Source organism: Hydrogenophaga sp., assembly GCF_019264445.1.
GTDB lineage: Bacteria > Pseudomonadota > Gammaproteobacteria > Burkholderiales > Burkholderiaceae_C > Hydrogenophaga.
The window spans coordinates 1-23,370 of sequence record NZ_JAHVAB010000074.1 but is presented as its reverse complement, the minus strand read 5'-3'; the positions used below and the strand labels follow the sequence as shown (position 1 = coordinate 23,370).

Annotated in this window: 20 protein-coding genes; 9 read left to right on the top strand and 11 right to left on the bottom strand. The window is 68.3% G+C overall.

All coding sequences use genetic code 11. The annotated features are described in order from the left end of the window. The first annotated feature begins 160 nt into the window (after positions 1-160). The 5 genes from KXJ60_RS16125 (at position 161) to KXJ60_RS16105 (ending at position 7,718) form a co-directional block, all read left to right on the top strand. Entirely contained in the window at positions 161-1,225 is a 1,065-nt protein-coding gene (locus KXJ60_RS16125; RefSeq protein ID WP_291130251.1) for a bifunctional riboflavin kinase/FAD synthetase, read from the top strand. A 118-nt stretch (positions 1,226-1,343) separates the two neighbouring features. Beyond that, complete coding sequence (gene ileS, locus KXJ60_RS16120; protein ID WP_291130248.1) at positions 1,344-4,205, top strand: isoleucine--tRNA ligase; 2,862 nt, start codon at positions 1,344-1,346, stop codon at positions 4,203-4,205. After that, positions 4,205-4,714 (top strand): signal peptidase II, encoded by a 510-nt coding sequence (lspA, locus tag KXJ60_RS16115; RefSeq protein ID WP_291130245.1) that lies wholly within the window; start codon positions 4,205-4,207, stop codon positions 4,712-4,714. Before ileS ends, lspA begins: the two co-directional genes overlap by 1 nt. Before the next feature lie 70 nt (positions 4,715-4,784). Beyond that, positions 4,785-6,449, top strand: a complete 1,665-nt coding sequence (locus tag KXJ60_RS16110) for a Na/Pi cotransporter family protein (RefSeq protein ID WP_291130242.1) — start codon at positions 4,785-4,787, stop codon at positions 6,447-6,449. 96 nt (positions 6,450-6,545) lie between these two features. After that, on the top strand, positions 6,546-7,718 hold the full coding sequence (locus tag KXJ60_RS16105; protein ID WP_291130240.1) for an aminotransferase class V-fold PLP-dependent enzyme: 1,173 nt from the start codon (positions 6,546-6,548) through the stop codon (positions 7,716-7,718). Positions 7,719-7,792: 74 nt separating this feature from the next. Here the strand turns inward: KXJ60_RS16105 and KXJ60_RS16100 are convergent, their stop codons facing one another. Then, positions 7,793-8,788 carry a quinone oxidoreductase gene (locus KXJ60_RS16100; RefSeq protein ID WP_291130238.1) on the bottom strand — a complete coding sequence of 332 codons (996 nt, stop codon included), beginning with the start codon at positions 8,786-8,788 and terminating at the stop codon, positions 7,793-7,795. A gap of 120 nt (positions 8,789-8,908) precedes the next feature. On the opposite strand from KXJ60_RS16100, the gene KXJ60_RS16095 reads away from it, so the two are divergent. Beyond that, on the top strand, positions 8,909-9,850 hold the full coding sequence (locus KXJ60_RS16095; protein WP_291130228.1) for a DMT family transporter: 942 nt from the start codon (positions 8,909-8,911) through the stop codon (positions 9,848-9,850). Here KXJ60_RS16095 and KXJ60_RS16090 read toward each other — a convergent pair. The 8 genes from KXJ60_RS16090 to KXJ60_RS16055 form a co-directional block, all read right to left on the bottom strand. Continuing rightward, positions 9,847-10,644 carry an SDR family oxidoreductase gene (locus KXJ60_RS16090; RefSeq protein WP_291130226.1) on the bottom strand — a complete coding sequence of 266 codons (798 nt, stop codon included), beginning with the start codon at positions 10,642-10,644 and terminating at the stop codon, positions 9,847-9,849. The two genes, KXJ60_RS16095 and KXJ60_RS16090, sit on opposite strands and share 4 nt — an antisense overlap. Positions 10,645-10,660: 16 nt before the next feature. Beyond that, positions 10,661-11,602 carry a DMT family transporter gene (locus KXJ60_RS16085; RefSeq protein WP_291130223.1) on the bottom strand — a complete coding sequence of 314 codons (942 nt, stop codon included), beginning with the start codon at positions 11,600-11,602 and terminating at the stop codon, positions 10,661-10,663. A gap of 72 nt (positions 11,603-11,674) precedes the next feature. Further along, the gene (locus KXJ60_RS16080) at positions 11,675-13,240 is read right to left on the bottom strand and encodes a tripartite tricarboxylate transporter permease (protein ID WP_291130220.1); all 1,566 of its coding nucleotides are present in this window, start codon (positions 13,238-13,240) and stop codon (positions 11,675-11,677) included. 14 nt (positions 13,241-13,254) lie between these two features. Next, positions 13,255-13,761, bottom strand: coding sequence for a tripartite tricarboxylate transporter TctB family protein (locus KXJ60_RS16075; RefSeq protein WP_291130218.1), 507 nt, complete (start codon positions 13,759-13,761; stop codon positions 13,255-13,257). 25 nt (positions 13,762-13,786) lie between these two features. Continuing rightward, positions 13,787-15,595: a type II/IV secretion system protein gene (locus KXJ60_RS16070; RefSeq protein ID WP_291130215.1), complete on the bottom strand. Its 1,809-nt coding sequence runs from the start codon at positions 15,593-15,595 to the stop codon at positions 13,787-13,789. Positions 15,596-15,602: 7 nt separating this feature from the next. Next, a complete protein-coding gene (locus KXJ60_RS16065) occupies positions 15,603-16,385 on the bottom strand; it encodes a spermidine synthase (RefSeq protein WP_291130212.1) in 783 nt (260 codons plus the stop codon). Positions 16,386-16,518: 133 nt separating this feature from the next. Beyond that, positions 16,519-17,031 carry a DNA-deoxyinosine glycosylase gene (locus KXJ60_RS16060; protein WP_291130209.1) on the bottom strand — a complete coding sequence of 171 codons (513 nt, stop codon included), beginning with the start codon at positions 17,029-17,031 and terminating at the stop codon, positions 16,519-16,521. Continuing rightward, positions 17,028-17,870, bottom strand: coding sequence for a TatD family hydrolase (locus KXJ60_RS16055; RefSeq protein WP_291130206.1), 843 nt, complete (start codon positions 17,868-17,870; stop codon positions 17,028-17,030). Before KXJ60_RS16055 ends, KXJ60_RS16060 begins: the two co-directional genes overlap by 4 nt. A gap of 75 nt (positions 17,871-17,945) precedes the next feature. Here KXJ60_RS16055 and KXJ60_RS16050 point away from each other — a divergent pair, with 75 nt between their 5' ends. Further along, the gene (locus KXJ60_RS16050) at positions 17,946-18,374 is read left to right on the top strand and encodes an META domain-containing protein (protein ID WP_291130204.1); all 429 of its coding nucleotides are present in this window, start codon (positions 17,946-17,948) and stop codon (positions 18,372-18,374) included. 39 nt (positions 18,375-18,413) lie between these two features. On the opposite strand, the gene lolD is transcribed toward KXJ60_RS16050, so the two are convergent. Further along, positions 18,414-19,079 (bottom strand): lipoprotein-releasing ABC transporter ATP-binding protein LolD, encoded by a 666-nt coding sequence (lolD, locus tag KXJ60_RS16045; RefSeq protein WP_291130202.1) that lies wholly within the window; start codon positions 19,077-19,079, stop codon positions 18,414-18,416. A 145-nt stretch (positions 19,080-19,224) separates the two neighbouring features. Continuing rightward, positions 19,225-20,481, bottom strand: coding sequence for a lipoprotein-releasing ABC transporter permease subunit (locus KXJ60_RS16040; protein ID WP_291130200.1), 1,257 nt, complete (start codon positions 20,479-20,481; stop codon positions 19,225-19,227). A 45-nt stretch (positions 20,482-20,526) separates the two neighbouring features. Between KXJ60_RS16040 and KXJ60_RS16035 the strand changes: the two genes are divergently transcribed. Continuing rightward, the gene (locus tag KXJ60_RS16035) at positions 20,527-21,522 is read left to right on the top strand and encodes a phosphoglycerate mutase (RefSeq protein ID WP_291130198.1); all 996 of its coding nucleotides are present in this window, start codon (positions 20,527-20,529) and stop codon (positions 21,520-21,522) included. Next, a complete protein-coding gene (gene recJ, locus KXJ60_RS16030; RefSeq protein WP_291130196.1) occupies positions 21,519-23,255 on the top strand; it encodes a single-stranded-DNA-specific exonuclease RecJ in 1,737 nt (578 codons plus the stop codon). The genes KXJ60_RS16035 and recJ overlap by 4 nt, the downstream gene beginning before the upstream one ends. Positions 23,256-23,370 lie beyond the last annotated feature (115 nt).

The window sequence follows — 23,370 nt, the reverse complement described above, 5'->3', positions numbered from 1 at the left end:
GTGTGGGCGGCAGCCCTGCGTTCGCCAGCCGAGGCTGCGAGCGCATATCATCGAGCGCCAATATAGCGCGCTTTGATGAAGCGCCCGTGGCGTCCCGAGGGAAGCCACCGCTTTAGCGCTCAAAAGCCCAGCACCCCCGCCCCGACACCCTCCTCCCGGCATGAAAATCTTTCGCGGTTTGCGCCCCCACTCCCCGAACGCTGCGGGATGCGCATTGACCATCGGCAACTTTGACGGCGTGCACCGCGGCCACCAGGCCATGCTCGCGCTGCTCAACAACGAAGCCCAGCACCGTGGCGTGCCCAGCTGCGTGATGACGTTCGAGCCCCACCCGCGCGACTACTTCGCCGCCCTGCACAAAAAGCCCGAGCTCGCGCCAGCGCGCATCGCCACGCTGCGCGACAAGCTGCAGGAGCTCGAACGCTGTGGCGTGGACGAGTGCGTCATCCTCCCTTTCAACGCACAACTGGCCAGCCAGCCGGCGCAGGCCTTCATCGAAGACACCCTGGTGCGCACCCTGGGCGTGCGGTACGTGCTGGTCGGCGACGACTTCTGCTTTGGTGCCCAGCGCAAGGGCGACTACGCCATGCTGGATGCGGCTGGCAGGCGGCTGGGCTTTGATGTGGCCCGCATGCAGAGCTACGAGGTACACGGGCTGCGCGTGTCGAGCTCGGCGGTGCGCGAAGCCCTGGGCGCAGGCCGCATGGACGACGTGGCGGCCCTGCTCGGGCGGCCTTACAGCATCAGCGGCCATGTGGTGCACGGGCGCAAGCTGGGTCGTCAGCTGGCCGAGAGCAGCCCCGGAAAGGGCGATGGCTTTCGCACCCTGAACCTGCGCTTTTCGCACTGGAAGCCCGCGGCCAGCGGCATCTTCGCGGTGCATGTGCACGGTCTGGGCCCGCACGCCGACTCGCCGCCGCTGCCCGGGGTGGCCAACCTGGGCGTGCGCCCCTCCCTGGACCCGAACGACGTGAACGGCGGGCGGGTGCTGCTGGAAACCCACTGTCTCGAGTGGCCAGCGGCCCTGGCCGCCAGCCTGCCTGGCGGGGAGGCCTACGGTAAAATCGCCCGCGTGGAACTTCTGCACAAACTGCACGACGAGCTGAAATACGACAGCCTCGACGCCTTGACCCAGGGCATCGCCCGGGACTGCGACGATGCACGCGCTTTCTTTGCCTCGCTGCACGCCCAGACCCATCGGCAGACCACGCGCGACCGAATTTAGACGACCCGTCTGCCCGGTCGCCGCCCTTCGACAGGCTCAGGGCGAACGGTTTCTGCCCCCAGTTCTCCTCACTCCCCGCTCGGGCTGAGCTTGTCGAAGCCACCACGGAATCCCAGTCATGTCCGACGCCTCCACCGACTACCGCAGCACCCTCAACCTGCCCGACACGCCCTTCCCCATGCGCGGCGACCTGCCCAAGCGCGAGCCGGGCTGGGTGAACACCTGGAACCAGGAAGGCCTCTACAAGCGCCTGCGCGATGCGCGCGAAGGCGCGCCGCTGTTCGTGCTGCACGACGGCCCGCCCTATGCCAACGGCCAGATCCACATGGGCCACGCGGTCAACAAGGTACTCAAGGACATGATCGTCAAGAGCCGCCAGCTTGCCGGCTTTGACGCGCAGTACATCCCCGGCTGGGACTGCCACGGCCTGCCCATCGAAAACGCCATCGAGAAGAAGCACGGCCGCAACCTCAGCCGCGACGACATGCAGGCCAAAAGCCGCGCCTACGCCACCGAGCAGATCGGTCTGCAGCGCGAGGACTTCAAGCGCCTGGGCATCCTGGGTGATTGGGAGCGTCCCTACCGCACCATGGACTTCGCCAACGAGGCGGGCGAGATCCGCGCATTCAAGCGCGTGATCGAGCGCGGCTTTGTCTACCGCGGTCTCAAGCCCGTGTACTGGTGCTTCGACTGCGGGTCCTCACTGGCAGAGTTCGAGATCGAATACGCCGACAAGAAGAGCGACACGCTGGACGTGGCCTTTGAAGCGAACGATGCAGGTGCGCTGGCGCGCGCCTTTGGCCTGGCCTCGCTGCCGGCAGGCAAGAGCGCCTTCGCCGTCATCTGGACCACCACCGCCTGGACCATTCCCGCCAACCAGGCACTCAACGCCCACCCCGAGCTGAGCTACGCGCTGGTGGACACGACACGCGGCGTGCTGTTGCTGGCCGAGTCGCTGGTCGAGAAGTGCCTGGAACGCTTCCAGCTCGAAGGCCAGGTCATCGCCACGGCCAAGGGCGAAGCCCTGCGCAATCTGGTGTTCCGTCATCCGTTGTTTGACGCCGACGCCGGCTACCGCCGCCTCTCGCCCCTGTACCTGGCCGACTACGTCAGCGACAGCGACGGCACCGGCCTCGTGCACTCGGCGCCGGCCTACGGCGTGGATGACTTCAACTCCTGCGTGGCCCATGGACTGGCCTACGACGACATCCTCAACCCGGTGCAGGGCAACGGCACCTACGCGGCCGACTTCCCGCTGTTTGGCGGCCAGCACATCTGGAAAGCCGTGCCCGCGATCCTGGAGGCCTTGAAGAGCGCCGATCGCCTCATGGCGACCCAGCCCATCACCCACAGCTACCCGCACTGCTGGCGCCACAAGACGCCGGTGATCTACCGCGCTGCGGCGCAGTGGTTCATCCGCATGGACGAAGGCGTGGGCGTGTTCACGAAAGACAAGGCCCCGCGCACCCTGCGCCAGACCGCACTCGACGCCATCGAGCACACGCACTTCTTCCCCGAAAACGGCAAGGCGCGCCTGCACGACATGATCGCCAACCGGCCCGACTGGTGCATCTCTCGCCAGCGCAGCTGGGGCGTGCCGATCCCGTTCTTCCTGCACAAGGATTCGGGCGAGCTGCACCCGCGCACCATGGAAATCCTCGACCAGGCCGCCGACATCGTCGAAAAAGGCGGCATCGAGGCCTGGAGCCGCGTGACGGCAGAAGACATCCTTGGCCCGCAAGACGCACCGCTCTACACCAAGAGCCAGGACATCCTGGAAGTCTGGTTCGACTCCGGCTCGACCTTCCAGCATGTGCTGCGCGGCAGCCACGCCAAAGCCTACGTGAACGGCGCCTTCCACCAGGAAGGGCCCGAGGCCGACCTGTACCTCGAAGGCCACGACCAGCACCGGGGCTGGTTCCACTCGTCGCTGCTGCTGGGCTGCGCGCTGCACGACCGCGCGCCCTACCGAGGCCTGCTCACGCACGGCTTCACGGTGGACAGCCAGGGCCGCAAGATGAGCAAGTCGCTGGGCAACGGGATCGACCCGCAAGAGGTCACCAAAAAACTCGGCGCGGAAATCATCCGCCTGTGGGTGGCCGCGAGTGACTATTCGGGCGACATCGCCGGCGACGACAAGATCCTGGCGCGTGTGGTCGATGCCTACCGCCGCATCCGCAACACCTTGCGCTTCCTGCTCGCCAACGTGAGCGATTTCGACCCGGCCACCGACGCGGTGCCGCTGGACCAGATGCTGGAGATCGACCGCTATGCGCTGGCGCGCGCGGCGCAGTTCCAGGCCGAGGTGCTGGCCCACTACGACGTGTACGAGTTCCACCCGGTGGTCTCCAAGCTGCAGGTGTACTGCTCCGAAGACCTGGGCGCGTTCTACCTCGACGTGCTCAAGGACCGGCTCTACACCACCGCGCCCAAGAGCCTGGCGCGCCGCAGCGCGCAAACCGCCCTGCACCAGATCACCCACGCCATGCTGCGCTGGATGGCGCCCTTCATGAGCTTCACCGCCGAAGAAGCCTGGCCCGTGCTGGCAGGCGCTGCCAGCCGCGGTTCGATCTTCTTCGAGACCTACGCCGAACTGCCCACAGCCAACGAGGCGTTGCTGGCGAAATGGACGCGCATTTGCGAGGTGCGCAATGTGGTGAACAAGGACATCGAGACGGTTCGCGCGGCGGGCCAGGTGGGCGCATCGCTGCAGGCGAATGTCCGCCTGAGCGCGCCGGCCGACGACCATGCCCTGCTGGCATCGCTCGGCGACGACCTGAAGTTTGCGCTGATCGTCTCGTCGGTGGAGCTGGTTCTGGGCGATGCGCTGGGCGTGCAGGTGACGCCCGCCACGGCCACCAAGTGCGAGCGCTGCTGGCACTACCGCGATGACGTCGGCAGCGATGCCGCGCACCCCACGCTGTGCGGGCGCTGCACCAGCAACCTCTTTGGCGCGGGCGAAGTCCGCACGGTGGCCTGATGGCGCGCGCCGGCATGGGCCCCGTGTGGCCGTGGCTGGGGCTGGCGGTCGTGCTGCTGGTGGCCGACCAGGCCACGAAGCAGCTGATCCTGGCCAGCTACCAGCTCGGTGACAGCACCCCGGTCACCAGCTTCTTCAACATCGTCCGGGCGCACAACACAGGGGCCGCGTTCTCGTTCCTCGCGGGCGCTGGCGGCTGGCAGCGGTGGTTCTTCACGGCCGTGGGCCTGGGCGCGGCCGTCTTCATCGTCTGGATGCTGCGCGCGCACCCGGGCCAGAAGCTGTTTTCGTTTGCGCTGGCCTGCATCCTGGGCGGCGCGCTGGGCAACGTGATCGACCGCCTGTGGCATGGCTACGTGGTCGATTTCCTTGACTTCCACTGGGCATTCCTGGCGGGTGTCTTCCCGGGTGGCCACTTTCCGGCCTTCAACCTCGCCGACACGGCCATCAGCGTGGGTGCGGTGGCCCTGATCCTGGACGAAATCCGGCGCATGCGGCGAAGCCGCTGAGCCGTTGCGCGCACGCGCGTGTCCGAGTCGCGCCAAGGGCTGACCCGCGCGGCGTATAGTTTTGAGGTTCATGAAACACCTGTTGGACCTTCTGGCGGCCATCGCCTTGCTGGTGTGGGGCACCCACCTTGTGCGCAACGGCGTGTTGCGCGTCTTCGGCAGCAACCTGCGCCATGTGCTCGCCTCGAGCATGGGCAACCGATTCACGGCCGCCCTCTCGGGCCTGGGCGTGACGGCGCTGGTCCAGTCCAGCACCGCCACCGCGCTCATCACCGCCTCGTTCGTCGGGCGCGGCCTGATCGCGCTGCCTGCGGCGCTCGCGGTCATGCTGGGTGCGGACATCGGCACCAGCCTGATGGCCGTGGTGTTCTCGTTTGATCTGTCCTGGTTGTCACCCCTGTTCATTTTTCTGGGGGTCACGCTGTTCATCTCGCGCCAGGGCACGCCCACCGGCGATCTGGGTCGCGTGATGATTGGCCTGGGCCTGATGCTGCTGGCGCTGCGACTGATCTCTGGGGCCACCAGCGTGCTGACGCAGAACCCCGCCGTGCAGCTGATGCTGGAGTCGCTCACCAGCGACCTGTTTCTGGAAATCCTGCTGGGCGCCACGCTGGCGGTGGTGGCCTATTCCAGCCTCGCCGTGGTGTTGCTGGCGTCCACGCTGTCGCTGCAGGTGGTCGGTCTGGATGTGGCGCTGGGCATTGTGCTGGGCGCCAACCTGGGCAGCGGCCTCCTGGCGGTCATCACCACGGCGAAGTCCGGCATCAGCACGCGGCAGGTACCGCTGGGCAACCTGCTGTTCAAGGTGCTTGGTGTGGGCATTGCCATCTGGCTGATCCCGCTGTGGCTGCAGGTCATGAAGCCGCTCGTGCAGGACCCGGCCACGCTCACCGTGCTCTTCCACCTGAGCTTCAACCTCATGGTGGGCGCGGTCTTCATCGGTCTGACCCAACCCATTGCGCGCATGGTCAACCAGCTGTTGCCACTGCAGGAAGGCAAAGGGCCGCTGGACCGGCCCAACCACCTCGACCCCTCCGCCCTGGCCACGCCTTCGCTGGCCATCTCGTGTGCGGCGCGCGAAGCCATGCACCAGGCCGACATCGTCGAAACCATGCTGCGCGGCGTGATGACGGTGATCAAGACCAACGACCTGAAGCTCGCGCAGGACCTGCGCAAGCTCGACGATTCGGTCGACAGCCTGTACTCGGCCATCAAGTACTACCTGACCAAGATCTCGCGGCAGCAGCTCAGCGAAGGCGAAAGCCGCCGCTGGACGGACATCATCAGCTTCACCATCAACATGGAGCAGATCGGCGATACGGTCGAGCGGGTGCTGCTCGACATCGAGGACAAGAAGATCCGCAAGGGCCGCGACTTCTCCGAGGCCGGCATGGCCGAGATCACCGAACTGCACGCGCGCCTGCTCGACAACCTGCGCCTGGGCATGAGCGTGTTCCTCAACGGCAACGTGCGCGACGCGCAGCGGCTGGTGGAAGAGAAGGTGCGCTTTCGCGACATGGAGCGCGAGTACGCAGCCACCCACCTGGACCGCCTCTCGGGCATGACGCCGCAGAGCATGGACACCAGCGCCTTGCACCTGGACCTCATCAGCGACCTCAAGCGCATCAACTCGCACATCTGCTCCATCGCTTACCCGATCCTCGACAGCGCCGGCGTGCTCGCGCCCAGCCGTCTGCGCGAACCACCCGCGTCAACGCGCGCCAGCCGGCTGTGAACCCCGGCCGCGCCGGCCCTCGCTGCGCGGCTGCACATTCGAGGGTGCTGTGCTACGCTGGCTCCCCGCTTTGCGTGACCCGACACAGGAGACAACATGCCCGGACTGCTGCCCCACATCGACCCCGATGGTCTGCTCGAGTTTTCGGTCGTCTACACCGACCGCGCGCTCAACCACATGTCCAAGCGCTTCCAGGGCGTGATGACCGACATCTCGGCCATGCTCAAGCGCGTGTATGGCGCGCACTCGGCGGTGCTGGTGCCCGGCAGCGGCACCTTCGGCATGGAGTCGGTGGCGCGCCAGTTTGCGCACGGACAGCATGTGCTGGTAATTCGCAACGGCTGGTTCAGCTACCGCTGGACGCAGATCTTCGACATGGGCGGCATTCCCGCCAGCCACACGGTGATGAAAGCGCGGCGCACCGGTGAGGGCGCACAAGCGGCCTGGGCACCAGCGCCCATTGGCGAGGTGGTCGCCACCATCGCCCGCGAAAAGCCGGCCGTGGTGTTCGCGCCCCACGTGGAAACCGCCGCCGGCATGATCCTGCCCGACGACTACCTCCAGGCCGTGGCCGATGCGGTGCACGCCGTCGGCGGTCTGTTGGTGCTCGACTGCATCGCCTCAGGGGCCATGTGGGTCGACATGAAAGCCACGGGCGTCGATATCCTCATCTCGGCGCCGCAGAAGGGCTGGAGCAGCTCGCCCTGCTGTGCCATGGTCATGCTCGGCGAGCGAGCGCGCACCGCGATCGACCAGACGCAGAGCACCACCTTCGCGATGGACCTGAAGAAGTGGCTGCAGATCATGGAAACGTATGAGGGCGGTGGCCACGCGTACCACACGACGCTGCCCACCGACGCACTCACGCGCCTGCGCGACACCATGAAGGAAACCGAGGCCTACGGCGTGGAGAAAGTGCGCCAGGAGCAGATGGCGCTGGGCGCACAGGTGCGCGCCCTGCTCTTGCGCCATGGTTTCCCCAGCGTGGCGGCGCCCGGTTTCCAGGCGCCGGGCGTGGTGGTGAGCCACACCACCGACCCCGACATCCAGTCGAGCAAGAAATTCCTGGCGCTGGGGCTGCAGACCGCCGCTGGCGTGCCCTTGCAATGCGACGAGGGCCCAGACTTCAAAACCTTCCGTATCGGCCTCTTCGGCCTGGACAAATGGCACGACGTGCCCGCCACGCTCGCGCACCTGGAGCGCGCGCTGGCTGCAGTGGCGCCTGTACAGAAGGAACACCCCCGCGCCGCCGTTGGCGTCACCCCCTGAAGGGGGCACACCCCGCGGCCCGGCAAAGCCGGCTCCGCGGGTGCCTTGATCAGACCTTTACACGCCGGGCAAGCTCAAGGCAGCAGAATCGTGCAGCCGGTGGTCGCGCGCGCTTCCAGGCTCTCGTGTGCGGACTGCACGTCGGTCAATGCAAAGCGCTGGTCGATGCGGATCTTCACCTTGCCGCCTTCGACCACCGCGAACAGGTCGTCGGCCATGGCCTGCGTGCGCTCGCGGCTGGTGATGTGGGTGAACAGCGTCTGGCGCGTCACGTAGAGCGAACCCTTGGGGCCGAGGATGCCGGGCGCGAACGGCGCCACCGGGCCTGAGGCGTTGCCGAAACTGGCCATCAGGCCAAACGGCCGCAGGCAGTCGAGCGACTTGTCGAAGGTGTCCTTGCCCACCGAGTCGTAAACCACCTTCACGCCCTGTCCGTTGGTGATGTCCTTGACGCGCGCAGCGAAGTCCTCGGTGCGGTAGTTGATGGCGTGGGTCGCACCGTGCGCCAGGGCCAGTGCGCATTTTTCATCCGAGCCGGCGGTACCAATGAGCTGCAGGCCCAGGGCCTTCGCCCACTGGCAGGCGATCAGGCCCACACCCCCTGCCGCTGCATGGAACAGCACAAAGTCGCCCGCCTCCAGGCCCTCGACAGGGCGGCAGCGCTTGAGCAGGTACTGCGCCGTGAGGCCCTTGAGCATCATGGCCGCACCGGTTTCAAAGTCGATCGCATCGGGCAGCCTGCAGACGTTCATGGCGGGCATCACGCGCACATCGCAGTAGCTGCCCGGCGGGTTGGCGGCATAGGCGGCGCGGTCACCGGCCTTGAGGTGGGTGACGCCCTCGCCCACCGCCTCGATCACGCCCGCCCCCTCCATGCCCAGCGACAGCGGCAGCGGGAACGGATAGAGGCCCGTGCGCTGGTAGACGTCGATGTAATTCAGCCCCACCGCGTGGTGCCAAATGCGCACCTGGCCTGGCCCGGGGTCGCCCACGCTCACGGTATCGACCACCAGTTGTTCGGGGCCGCCCACGGCATGGATGCGCACGGCGCGGCTGGTCTGTTCGCTCATCGTTGGTCTCCTCAAAGTTCGAAAGCGGCATGCTGCCATGAAAAGAGCCCGTCACGGCGCCGTGCGGCCCATCATCCCCAGCGACGCGCCGGGCATGGGGTCGGCGGTACAGTGCGGGCCATGTCACAGACCGCCAGCGCACGCCTTGCACCCACAACCCTCCTGCTGCTGGTGATTCCCCCGCTGATGTGGGCCGGCAATGCCGTGGTGGGCCGCATGATGCAAGGCCTGGTGCCGCCCATCACGCTCAACTTTCTGCGCTGGGTGCTGGCCTTCGTGTTGCTGCTGCCGCTGGCTGGCTGGGTGCTGCGGCCAGGGAGCGATCTGTGGCCGCAGTGGCGGCGATTCGCACTGCTGGGCCTGCTGGGGGTGGGCAGCTACAACGCGTTGCAGTACCTCGCGCTCAAAACCTCCACCCCCATGAACGTCACGCTGGTGGCCGCCAGCACACCGGTGTGGATGCTGCTGCTGGGCCGCCTGCTGTATGGCGTGCCCATCTCGCGCCGGGCCGCCCTCGGCGCCGGGCTGTCTCTCACCGGCGTGGCCGTGGTCCTTTCGCGCGGGCACCTTGAGCAGCTGCTCTCGGTGCAGCTGGTGCCGGGTGACGCCTGGGTGTTGTTGGCGTCGGTGCTGTGGGCCTGGTACAGCTGGTTGCTGGCAAGGCCCAAGCCCGGCACCGACCCGGCGGCCATCAAGGCTGACTGGGCCGCTTTCCTGCTCGCCCAGATGATCTTCGGCCTGGGGTGGTCGGGCCTTTTTGCGGCGGGCGAATGGATCGCCATGCCCGTGTCACCCGATGCGGGCAGCCCCATCCAGTGGGGTTGGCCGCTCGCGGCTGCACTGGCCTACGTCGCAGTGGGACCCTCGCTGCTGGCCTACCGCTGCTGGGGCGCGGCGGTGCAGCGCGTTGGCCCTTCCATGGCCTCGATCTTCAACAACCTCACACCGCTGTTTGCAGCGCTGATGTCGACCATGCTGCTGCGCGAACCGCCCAGCGCCTACCACGCCGCAGGCTTCGTGCTGATCGTGGGCGGCATCCTGGTGTCGTCGCGCAAGGGCTAGAACGTGCCGGGGTAAGCCCCGCCGTCGGCCAGCACGTTCTGGCCCGTCATGTAGCCGGCGTGCACGCTGCACAGAAACGCGCAGATCGCACCGAACTCCTGCGGATGCCCAAACCGCTTGGCGGGGATGGCCGAACGGCGCGAGTCCATCACAGCCTCAACGGGTTGACCCGCCTTGCTCGCCAGCCCGGCCATCGTGGTCTTGAGGCGGTCGGTCTCGAAGGCGCCCGGCAGCAGGTTGTTGATGGTCACACCCTGTGCCGCCAGCGGGCTGCGCGCAGCACCCGCCACAAACCCCGTGAGCCCGCTGCGGGCACCGTTGGACAAACCGAGGATGCCAATGGGCGCCTTCACCGCACCCGAGGTGATGTTGACGATGCGACCAAACCCGCGCTGCGCCATGCCATCCACCAGCGCCTTGATGAGTTCGATGGGCGTGAGCATGTTGGCGTCCAGCGCCTTGATCCATTCGTCGCGGCCCCAGGCCCGGAAATCACCCGGAGGTGGACCGCCCGCGTTGTTGACCAGAATGTCGAACGCCGCGCCCGGCCCGCCTGCCACTGCCAACGCGGCCGTGCGGCCTTCAGGCGTGGTGATGTCGGCGGCCACGCCGAGCACGGTCACATCGGGGCATGCCGCGCGCAGCGACGCCACGGCGGCATCCAGCGCAGCCGCGCCTCGCGCGACCAGCACCACATTTGCGCCCTCGGTGGCCAGCGCCTGCGCACAACCCAGACCCAGCCCCTTGCTCGCGCCACACACGAGCGCCCATTTGCCCTTGATGCCCAAATCCATCTGAATCTCCTGAAAGTTACTTTTTCGGTGCAGCGCCAAAGCGCGTCACCAGGAAAACGCCGCCAATCACCAGCACGGTGCCCGCCACGATCCAGCGGTTGAACGGTTCGTCGAGAATCCACACGCCCATGACGATGACCGACATCGGGCCGATCATGCCGACCTGCGCAGCCAGCCCGGCGCCGATGCGTTCGATGGCCATCATCACCATCACCACCGGCGCGAAGGTGCACAGCGTGGCGTTGAGCACCGAGAGCCAGATCACCTCCGGCGCCACCACCGCCGCGCTCAGGGGCCGCAGCAGCACAAACTGCAAGAGGCACAGCACACAGGCCACGCTGGTGGCCAGACCCACCAGGCGCATCGAGCCCAGGCGCTTGACCAGCTCGCCGCTGTACACGAGGTATATCGCGTAGCTGACCGCACTGCCAAACACCAGCAGCGCACCCAGCACCGCATCCGGCCCCTGGGAGCCCACTTCGTGGCCAAAAACGAGCAGCACCCCCGCGTAGCTCACCGCCATGGCCACGGCCTGCAACAGCGTGATGCGCCGCCGATAAACCACCCAGCCGAGCACCAGCACAAGGGTGGGGTTGAGGTACAGGATCAGCCGCTCCAGGCTGGCGCTGATGTATTGCAGGCCTGAAAAATCCAGAAAACTCGCGAGGTAGTAACCCGTGAACCCCAGCCCCAGAACGCCCAGCCAGTCGGCTCGCGTGAGCGGCGCGGGCTTCTCACCCCCCGGGCGGCGGCTCGCCCACCAGGCCAGGGCCAGAAACAGTGGCAGCGCAAACAGCATGCGGTACATGATGAGCGTGACCGCGTCCACGCCATGCCGGTACGCGAGCTTGGCGATGATGGCCTTGCCGCTGAAGGCGATGGAGCCCGCACTGGCCAGCAGCAAGCCCATGGCGAGTTGGGGTGCGGGGGCAGCAGTGGACACGGGCGCGGCAGGCATCCGGGCGATTATCCGGGCCGAGAGAAGAGCCTGTGTGGCTCGGGACTTCGCCTTTTGCGATGCCGGGCCGCGTCATGCACGCGCACGCCGGCGCGGCTGCAGCACCACCACCAGCAACAGGCCGATGGCGATCATCAACAGCACCGCCGACACGGGCCGCTCGATGAACACGAACCAGTCGCCACGCGAGAGCTGCAACGCGCGGCGCAACTGCTCCTCCAACCCAGGCGCGAGCACATAGCCCAGCAACAACGCCACGCCCTCACAGCCCAGGCGCTGCAACACAAAACCCAGCAGCCCCAGCCCCATGACAAGCCACACACCCCAGCCGTGCGGCCCCAGCGCCAGCGCCCCCAGGCCCGCCGCCGTCAGCAGGCCCGCCAGCACGGCGCGGCGCGGCACCTGCAGCACGCGCAACAGCGTCGGCACCCACCAGCGCGACAGCGGCAGGTTGAGCAGCAGCAGGAACAGGTTGCCGATCCACATGGCCACCAGCAGCCCCCAGAACACGGTGGGCTGCACGCTCATCACCGACGGCCCGGGCTCGATGGCGTGCAACCCGAGCGCGCCCAGCAGCAGCGCCATCACGGTGTTGGGCGGCAGGCCCAGGGCCAGCATCGGCAGGTAGGCCGTTTGCGCGCCTGCGTTGTTGGCGGCCTCGGGTGCGGCCACGCCGCGCAGGTTGCCCTGCCCCAGAGGCGGCATCCGCTGGCGCGACACCACCGCCTCCAGCTGGTAAGCCGCCAGCGAAGAGAGCAACGCCCCCCCGCCCGGCACCACCCCCAGCACCGCACCCAGCCCCGTGCCGCGCAACAGGGCGGGCAGTGCCTCCTTGAGTTCATCGCGCGAGGCCCGCGTGTCAAAGCCTGCCGCCGCCGGCGTGGCACGGGGCGCCTCGGGCGGCGCACCTGGCGCGAGCGTTGAGAGGCCAGCCAGTTCGGCGGCAATCGGCGCCACCACGAAAAAGCCCAACGCCAGCGCAATGAAGCCCGCGCCTTCGTTCAGCCCGTGGTGGCGGCCCATCCAGGGCTCCAGCGCCTCGGGCACGAAGCGCGCCACGCCGGTCTGAGCGTCCCAACCCATGAGGCCCAGCAGCAGCCCCAGCACCGTCATCGCCAGTGCCTTGAGGAACGAGCCCGATGCCAGCACCGTGGCCCCGACCAGCCCTACCACCAGCAAGAGGAAACGCTCGGCCGGCCCGAACTGCACGCCCAGCGACACCACGCCGGGCGCCAGCAACACGACCAGGCCGATGGCCAGGCAACCGGCCACACATGAACTGATGGCCGCCACGGACAGCGCCACCCCGGTGCGCCCCTGCACGGCCATCGCATGGCCATCGCGGCTGGTCATGACCGACGAGGCTTCGCCCGGCTGATCGAACACGATGGCCGGCAACGAGCCGCCGTACTGCGCGCCGTAATACACGCCAGCGATGACCAGCAAGGCGGGCAAGGCGGGCAGGCCCAGCGTCGCCGGCAGCAGCAGCGCGATCGCCGTCACCGGCCCCACACCCGGCAGCACGCCAAACACGCTGCCCATCAGCACGCCCAGCGCAATCAGCCCCATGGCTTGCCAGCCCCACACGGCAGACAAGCCCTGCGCCAGCGAACCCCACCATGAAAAGTCGGAGACCATGCGCGCGCCCGCGTTCAGCGCTCAGCGCGCGTGGGCCACAACGCGACGTCCAGGCCCAGCGGGCCCGCCCACAAGGCGCACACCACAGCAGCCAGCGCGATCGACCAGAGCCACGCACGCCCGCGCGTGCCACCGGGCTCACCGGGCACCACCGCCAGCACCAGGCCGGCCACGCCCGCCGCCAGCCCCAGCGTGGGCCAGCCTTCAAACCACGCCCCCACCCAGGGCCACTGGCTCGGCCCGCTGCACAGCGCCAGGCAGAAAAGCCCGCCGAGCAATCGCAGCAAGGGCACTGCGCCCCAGCGCCGCACGCGCCCACCGCCCAGCGCTTCGAAGGTGAGCGCCTTGAACAGCATCAGCAAGCCCAGCACACCGAGCAGCAGGCCCAGCAGCAAAGGCACATAGCCCGGCCCCATGTCGGCCGCCTCGCCGAGCGGATGGCGCGAAGCCACCCACCCAAATCCGATCCCCAGCGCCAGAAAGAACACACCGGCGAGAAAGTCCTGCAGGTTCTTGATCATGGTGGCGGTCGGCCGTGCACCCGGCTCACTGCACGGGCGGCGTGCAGGCCAGCACCTCGTCCATGGTGGTCAGGCCTTCGGCCACGCGGGCGGCACCACCGAGGCGCAGCGGGCGCATGCCATCCTGCACGGCCTGTTTGCGCAGCGCATCCAGCACGGGTTCGCGACTGACCTTGTCCTTGAAGGCCTCGGTGACCACGAGCAATTCATACAGGCCCATGCGGCCACGGAAGCCGGTCATGCGGCAGTCGACGCAACCCACGGGCTGGTAGGGGCGGTAACTGCCGCTCACCTGCCAGGGTTTGACCAGCTCGGCCAGCGTGGCGCGCGAGGCCACGGTCTCCTCTTTGCCCTGGGGCTGGCGGCACGCGGGACACAGCGTGCGCACCAGGCGCTGCGCCAGCACGCCCAGCACGGTGGCATTGATCAGGTACGGCGGAATGCCCAGCTCCATGAGGCGCATGACGGCCGAGGGCGCGTCGTTGGTGTGCAGCGTGGTGAACACCAGGTGGCCGGTGAGCGCGGCCTGCACCGCCATCTCGGCAGTGGCCAGGTCGCGCACCTCCCCCACCATGATGATGTCCGGGTCCTGCCGCATCAGCGAGCGCAGGCCTTGCGCGAAATCGAGGTCGAGATGCGGCTGCACCTGCGTCTGGTTGAAGGCGGGCTCGATCATCTCGATGGGGTCTTCCACCGTGCTCACGTTCACCTCTTCGGTGGCCAGCCGCTTGAGCGTGGCATAGAGGGTGGTGGTCTTGCCCGAGCCGGTGGGGCCGGTCACCAGCACGATGCCGTGAGGGTGTCTGGTGAGACCTTCCCAGCGCTGCGCGTCGTGCGAAGCGAAGCCCAGCGCGCTGAGGTCCTTCACGGTGGAGTCGGGGTCGAAGATGCGCATGACGAGCTTCTCGCCAAACGCCGTGGGCAACGTGGACAGCCGCATCTCGACCTCGTCGCCGCGCGCACCCCCCACGCCGGGGCGCAACGTCTTGATGCGCCCGTCCTGCGGGCGGCGGCGCTCCACCACATCCATGCGGCCCAGCAACTTGATGCGCGCGGTCATCGCGTTCATCACGCCCATCGGCATCTGGTAGACGGGGTGCAAAACCCCGTCGATGCGAAAGCGGATCACGCCCTGCTCGCGCCGGGGCTCCAAGTGGATGTCGCTGGCGCGCTGGTCGAAGGCGTACTGCCAGAGCCAGTCCACCACCTGCACCACGCCCTGGTCGTTGGCATCGAGCTGCTTGTTGGCCTTGCCCAGTTCCACCAGCTGCTCGAAGCTGCTGAAGCCTTGCGCGCCGCTCTTGTTGGCCGCGCGCACCGACTTGGCCAACGCAAAGAACTCACCGGTGAAGCTGTTGATGGCCTGCGGGCTGGACATCACCAGCCGCACGGTGCGCCGCGTCTGTCGCTCCACCTCGGGCACCCAGTCGCGAACGAAGGGCTCTGCCGTGGCCACCACCACTTCGGTCGGGCTCACCAGCACCGGCAGCACCTTGTGGCGCTCCGCGTACGCGGCGCTCATCACATCGGCCACCTTGCCCACGTCCACCTTGAGCGGGTCGATGCGCATGTAGTCCAGGCCGGCGCGTTTGGCCAGCCACTGCGTGAGCGTCTCCACGTCGAGCACATGGCTGTCGGCCGCGCGCGCCATGCCCACCACTGCCAGGCGCTGCAGCGGATGCTGCGAGCTGTGGGCCGACGCACAGCGCGTGGTGGTGCGCTCGGCTTCTTCGGTGGAAATCACGCCGTCCTCGCGCAGCCAGCCCACCAGCGTGCGCCAGTCCAGCGGACCGTCCAATTTTTTCTGGGGTGAGGGCGTCTGCGAAGTCTTCATGCGTGGATCAGGATACCGGTTTGAACAGGCGCAACCACTTCACAGCGGGTAAACCCCAGCGCGCCTGCACCGCCTCGGCGCGCGCCAGCAGCGCCATGCGCGTGGGCCGCTCGGCCGTGCGTTGGGCGAGCACCACGGTGTTGCCCTCGCGCGTGGGCTTGAAAGCCCACACCGCATCGGCGCCGAAGGCCGCGCAGAGGCTCTGCAGCGAACGCTCGTAGCTGGTGTCGCGGCCGAAGAGGTTGACGGTGAGGCAGCCGTCGTCGGTCAGGGCAGCGCGGCAGTCGGCGTAGAAGTCGGGGCTGTCGAGCACGGGGGCGGCGGCCTCGTGGTCGTACAGGTCGACCTGCAGCGCATCGTAGGCACCGATGTGCTCGGCGTGGCGGATCGCTTCGCCGGCATCGGCCAGCAGCACACGCAGGCGCGGTCCGTCGGCCGGCAACTTGAACCACTGGCGACACACGGCCAGCACCTGCGGGTTGATCTCGATCGCGGTGGTGTCCATGCGCAGCTTCTTGAAGCAGAACTTGGTCAGCGCGGCCGAGCCCAGGCCGAGCTGCAGCGCGCGGCGGCCACTCACGGTATCGGGGTCCACAAACAGCAGCCAGGCCATCATGCGCTGCACGTAGTCCAGCTCGATGTCGAACGGCGCGTCCAGCAGCATCGAGCCCTGGATCCACTCGGTGCCCAGGTGCAGGAAGCGCACCTCGCTGTCTTCGGAGATCGTCACCTCCGGCAGCGTCTGCACGCTGCGGCGGGCGCGGGCCGCGGCGTTGGCGCCCGACTTCATGCCGTCACCTCGTGGGCCAGGCGCGCTGGCACGCCGAGGCCCTTGCGGGAGCCGGGCGACAGACAAAAGAAAAACGGATCAGTGGGCGGGTGAGGTGAATGCGGCATCGGGTGTCCAACCTGGGGAGCGACGATTATGAACAGGGCGACTGGCCGCCCACGCCATGCCGGCGCAGCACCTCCGCCCAGGCCGCCAGCTTGCGGTCAAAGCTCCAGCTGGCATTGGCCGGGCTGGTGGACGGCAGCTTGTAAACCGGCACCCCCAGCTTCTCGGTGTGCTGCGCGTGGCGAAAGCTCTCGGTCCCGTTGTGCGCAATGGCGCCCAGCTTGGGGCAATGCCAGCGCACCACCGAAAAGTCGTTGAGCCTGGCGTTGCGGATGTCGGCATCCAGGCTGCCTTCGCGCTCGCAGGCGCCGTACACATCCCACACGCCCAGCCCGTGCGCCTGCATAGCCTCCACCCGCTCGGCATACGGCATCGCGGGCAGGGGCAAGGCCCACAGGGCACCCAGGATTTTCCAGAAGTGGTTTTGCGGATGGCCGTAGTACTGCTGCGCGCGCAACGAAGCGACCCCTGGAAAGCTGCCCAGCACCAGCACCCGCGTGTCGGCGCTGAGCACAGGGGGCAAGCCTTGCAGCGCGCTCACCGCACGGCCTCCAGCGCCGCCAGCCGGGGCAAGGCGTGCCGTGCGTTGGCGGTGGTCGCCTCGCGCAGCGCCTCCAGCGGCAGGCCGCGCAACTGCGCCACCACCGCGCCGATGCGTGGCAGCTCCAGCGGGCTGTTGATGCCCTGCGCACGGCCCAGCGCGCGCTCGGCGGCCGTCACGTAGAGCCACTGCGGCGGGATGTCGGGCGCGTCGGTTTCGAGCACGAGAGCCGACAGGGGCAGCTCGGCCGCCAGGCGCCGCAGCTGCTTTGCGGGCTCGAAGGTGCAGGCGCCGCCAAAGCCCAGCTTGAAGCCCAGGTCGAGGAAAGCGCCCGCTTGTTGCTCACTGCCATTGAAGGCATGGGCGATGCCGGCCACGGGCAGCTCGCGCAGGTGCTTGAGCAACACGTCGGCGCTGCGGCGCACGTGCAGGATCACGGGCAGGCCGTACTTTCGGGCCAGCCGCAATTGCGCGCGGTACATCTGCACCTGGCGCTCGCGCATGGTGGGCGTGCAGAGTTCGGGCACGAAGAAGTCCAGGCCGATCTCGCCCACGGCCACCAGGCGCGGGTCGTCGCGGTGTTCGGTGAGTGCGGCATCGAGCGCGGCCAGGTCACTGTCTTGCGCGCGCGGCACGTACAGCGGATGGATGCCCAGCGCATACGCATCGCCCATGCGGTGCGCCAGTGTGCGCACGGTGTCGAAGTTGGCGCGCTCCACCGCCGGGATCACGCACAGGCCCACGCCCTGCGCGGCGGCGCGCGCGCGCAGGCTCAGGGCAAGCGCGTGATCCACGCCGAATTCGGGCGCGTCCAGATGGCAGTGTGTGTCGATCCACATGGCGGTATAACGGCCATTGTGCCGGCACGCGCACGGTGCGCCGGTGTCCCCACACAAGAAGCAAAGGAAGTTGCCATGTCACCAACACCCTCCCGCCTGGCCTGGCTGGCCGCCCCGGCTTTGATGGCCCTGAGCGCCTGCGCCATGCCCGGCGCACCGGCCACCGCCCCCTTGGTGGGCAGCGAATGGCGGCTGGAAGACCTCGGTGGGCGCGGCGTGCTCGACAAGGTCACCGCCACGCTGGCCTTTCCCGAAGCCGGGCGCGTGGCGGGCAACAGCTCGTGCAACCGCTTCTTTGGCTCGTACACGCTGATGCAGGACAAGGTGGCGCTGGGCCAGCTGGGCGGCACGCGCATGGCCTGCCCGGAAGCCGTGAGCGAGCAGGAAACGCGCTACCTCGATGCCCTGCAGAAAGCGCACCGCCTGGAGGTGCAGGGCAAAACCATGCTGATGCATGTGCAGGGCCTGGAGAAGCCGCTGCGCTTCACCCGCACGAAGCCTTGATGCCCGGCTGACGCCCGGGGTGGCCCCGCGGGATCCGCTTCAGCTCAGCACACCCCGGGTCAGCCGCAGCAGGCGCCCGCAGCGCGCAGCCAGGGTCTCGTCGTGGGTCACCACGATGAAGGCCGTGCCCTGGTCTCGGGCGAGTTCGAGCATGAGCTGAAACACGCCTTCGGCGGTGCTGCGGTCCAGGTTGCCCGTGGGCTCGTCGGCCAGCACACACGCGGGCTGGGTGACCAGGGCCCGCGCAATCGCCACGCGCTGGCGCTCGCCGCCCGAGAGTTCGGCAGGCCGGTGGTGCAAGCGCTCGCCCAGCCCCACACGCGTGAGCATCCGGGTGGCCTGCTCGGCGGCTTGCGCGCGCGGCATGCGGCGAATCCACAGCGGCATGGCGACGTTGTCGCACGCGCTGAACTCGGGCAGCAGGTGGTGAAACTGGTACACGAAGCCCAGGTGCTGGTTGCGCAGGGCGCCTTGCTGCGCGGCGCTCAAGCCCGCGAGCGATTGCCCCATCAGCTCGACGCTGCCACTGCTGGGCGCATCAAGCCCCCCCAGCAGGTGCAGCAAGGTGCTCTTGCCCGAACCGGACGCACCGACGATGGCCACCGTCTCGCCCGCGCGCACGGTGAGGTCGACACCGGTGAGCACGGTGACGTCGAGCCGTCCTTCGGTGAAGCGCTTGGTGAGGCCGGTGGCGCTCAACACCACATCCGTTCGCCCTGAGCCACCCCCCTCTCGCCCTGAGCCACCCCCCGTTCGCCCTGAGCCTGTCGAAGGGCTCACCACAACCTGGGCGGGGGTTTCGACAAGCTCAGCCCGAACGGAGTTGGAGCCGGCTCGCACGGGGTTGTATTCACTCATAGCGCAGCGCCTCGGCAGGGTTGACACGGCTCGCGCGCCAGCTCGGGTAAATGGTGGCCAGGAACGACAGCACCAGCGAGATCACCGCCACCGGCAGGATGTCGGTCTGCTGCGGGTCGCTGGGCATGCGGCTGATGAGGTAAATGTCTTGCGGCAGGAAGCTCGCGCCCAGCAAGCGCTCCAGCGCCGGCACCAGCGTGTCGATGTTGAAGGCCACACCCAGGCCCAGCAGCAGGCCCGCGCCGGTACCGATGATGCCGACCATGGCGCCTTGCACCATGAACACGCCCATGATGCTCCGCGGGCTGGCGCCCAGCGTGCGCAGGATGGCAATGTCGGCGCGCTTGTCGGTCACCGTCATCACGAGCGTGGACACGAGGTTGAACGCCGCCACCGCCACGATCAGCGTGAGGATGATGAACATCATGCGTTTTTCAAGCTGCACGGCGGCGAACCAGGTGCGGTTCTGGCGCGTCCAGTCGCGCACCAGCAGGCCGGGGTCGAGGTCGCTGGCAATCGACAGCGCCACCTCGCGCGCCTGGTGCAGGTTCTTGATCTTCACGCGCACGCCGGTCGGGCCCTCCACGCGGAAGATGCGCGCCGCGTCTTCCTGGTGCAGCAGCGCCAGCGCCGAGTCGTACTCGAAGTGGCCGGAGTCGAAGGTGCCCACCACCGTCATCTGGCGAATGCGCGGCACCACGCCGGCTGGCGTCACCTGGCCGCTGGGGGCGATCAGGGTGACGCTGTCACCGGCGATCACGCCCAGGCTGCGCGCCAGCTCGCCGCCCAGGATCACGCCGAACTCGCCCGGCACCAGCCGCGGCAGCATGGTGTCGGCAAGGTCGGCGGCGAGGTCCGTCACCTTGGGCTCCAGCGCCGGGTCAATGCCGCGCACCAGCGTGCCCTTCATGTCCTCGCCCCGTGCGATCAGCGCCTGCGCGCCCACAAAGGGCGCGGCGCCCACCACCTCGGGGTGGCGTTCGATGCGCGCCAGCGTATCGGCCAGGTTCGGAATGGCCTGGCCGCCGGGCTCGAACACCTCGATGTGCGAAAGCACGCCGAGCATGCGGTCGCGCACCTCCTTCTGGAAGCCGTTCATGACCGAGAGCACGATGATGAGCGCGGCCACGCCCAGCGCAATGCCCAGCATGGACACGCCCGAAATGAAGGAAATGAAGCCGTTGCGCCGGGTGGCGCGGCCAGCGCGCGTGTAGCGCCAGCCCAGAATGAGTTCGTAAGGGGTTTGCATGGGTTGGAATCCAGCGGGCATTGTGGCATCCCCGACAATCGCGTCATGCCCGCTTCCCACCTGGCCTCTGAGCCTTCCTCGCACCTGCTGGTTCCGTTTGCCAGCGCCAGCGACCCCGGCTGCCGTGCGGTGCTCCCCCAACTCGCCCTGCCCCAACTCAGCGCCCTGCTGGCCGAGCTGGTGCCGGTGGTGCGCGACGAAGGCAACGAGCACAGCCTGAGCCCACCGCACGAACGCGCGCTGGCGCAAGCCATCGGCCTGCTGCGCCCCGACGGTTGTCCGTTCGACGACGGCCTCATCCCCTGGGCGGCCATCGAAGACGCTCAACCCACGGCACCCCAGGCCTGGTTCACGCCCTGCCATTTCCAGGTCGGCATGGAGCAGGTCACGCTGCTGCCCGCCGAGCAGCTCGACCTGGCCGATGCGCATTCGCGTGCGCTGTTCGATGCGCTGGCGCCGTATTGCGCCGAGGACGGCATCACCCTGAGCTACACCTCGGCCACGCGCTGGCATGCCAGAGGCGAGCCCTTGCGCGGCATCGCCAGCGCCAGCCTGGACCGCGTGGGCGGGCGCTCGGTGGAAGGCTGGCTGGCCGAGAGCGCCGCCAACCGGCAAGGCGCGCAGCTGCTCAAGCGCCTGCAGAGCGAAGCGCAGATGCTGTTCTACACACATGCGATGCACGACGAACGCGAAGCGGCCCGGCTGCACCCCATCAATGGTTTCTGGGTGAGTGGCGCGGGCGCGCTGGCGCAGCCCTTGACGCTGAGGCCAGCCCCCGCCCAACCCGACACCCTGCGCCAGGCCGCGCTGCAGGCCGACTGGCGCCGCTGGCAGCAGGCCTGGGAAGCGCTGGACGCTGGCGAGATCGCCCAGTGGCTCGCGCGCGCGCGACGGGGTGAGGCCGTCACACTCACGCTGTGTGGTGAGCGCACCGCGCAACGCTTCACGAACGCGCCACGCACCGCGGTCGGTCGCATCGGCCGCATGTTCAAAAACATCCTGGGCCAAAACCCGGCCTGGAAGACGCTGGAATCCCTATGAAGATCACCACCCGCGACGTGCCCCCCCGCGCCGCCTGGGCGCTGGAGCAAAGCGGCCTGCACCCGCTGCTGGCGCGCCTGTTCGCCGCGCGCGGCATCACCAGCAAGGACGAGCTCGACGACGCGCTCGCGCGCCTGCTGCCCCCGTCCTCCATGCTCGGCGCCCAGGCGGCTGCGCGCGCCCTCGCCGACGCCATGGCCGCGAACCAGGCCATCTGCATCGTGGCCGACTACGACTGCGACGGCGCCACCGCTTGCGCAGTGGGCCTGCGTGGCCTGCGCCTGCTTGGCGCACCGCTGGGCTTTGACCGCGTGAACTACCTCGTGCCCGACCGCGTGACCGACGGCTACGGGCTCACGCCCGCCATTTCCAAGCGCGTGAAAGCCCAGGGCGCCGACGTGCTCGTGACGGTGGACAACGGCATCGCCAGCGTGGACGGCGTGCGCGCCGCGCGCGACCTCGGCCTGCAGGTGATCGTGACCGACCACCACCTGCCCGCCTTGAAAGACGGCGAGATCGCGCTCCCGCAGGACTGCATCATCGTCAACCCCAACCAGCCGGGCTGCCCCTTCGAAAGCAAATCGATCGCGGGGGTGGGCGTCATGTTTTACGTGCTGCTGGCGCTGCGCGCCGAGCTGCGCGAGCGCGGTGCGTTCACGGTGCAGACACAACCCAAGATCGATGCGCTGCTGCCGCTCGTGGCGCTGGGCACGGTGGCCGACGTGGTCAAGCTCGATGCCAACAACCGCCGCCTCGTTGCCCAGGGTTTGAAGCGTGTGCGCGCCGGCGCCATGCCGCCGGGCATGACGGCTTTGTTCAACGTGGCCGCGCGCAAGCCCGAGGCCGCCACCGGTTTTGATTTCGGCTTCGCACTCGGCCCGCGCCTGAACGCCGCTGGCCGCCTGGCGGACATGACACTGGGCATCGAATGCCTCACCACCGACGATGCCTTGCGCGCCGATGAGCTGGCGCGCACGCTGGACGGCATCAACCGCGAGCGCAAGGCCATTGAAGGCGACATGCGCGAGCAGGCCTTGCAGATGGCCGAAGAAATGTTCGACGAGTCGGAGGAGCCTCCGCCCGCGCTGGTGGTGTTCGACCCCGACTTCCACGAGGGGGTGGTGGGCATCGTGGCTTCGCGCCTGAAGGACAAGCTGCACCGCCCCACCTTCGTGTTTGCCGCCAGCGGCGCCGAGGGCAAGGAGCACGAGCTCAAGGGTTCGGGCCGCTCCATTGCCGGCTTTCACCTGCGCGATGCGCTGGACCTCGTGGCCAAACGCCACCCCGGTGTGTTGCTGCGCTTCGGTGGCCATGCCATGGCGGCGGGCTGCACGATCGACGAGGAGCACCTGGACACATTCGAGGCGGCGTTGCAGCAGGTGGCGCACGAATGGCTGGACGCGGCGACGCTGCAGCGCCGCATGGAGTCGGACGGCCCGCTGGAGGCGCAGTACCGCCGCCCGGATCTGGTGGACACCCTGCACCAGGAGGTGTGGGGGCAAGGTTTTGCGCCACCGGTGTTCTGCGAGGAGGTGCAGGTGGTGTCCCAGCGGCTGGTGGGCGAAAAGCACTTGGCCTTGAAGCTCAAGCACCAGGGCGAGCCGGTGGACGGCATCTGGTTCGGCCACACCGAACCGCTGCCGCCACGCGTGAAGATTGCGTTCCGACTGGACGCGGACGAGTGGCAGGGGCAGCGGCGGGTGCGGTTTCTGGTGGAGGCAGCGGAGGTGTGAGTTTTTGCGTGGGTTCGACCTCGCGGGCTCCGAGGTGTGGGCGCTCTGCTCCGCGAATGTCCTCCGGCGGCGGGAGGCCGCCTCCCCCCTTTATTTCGCTGCGCAGAGCGCCCAC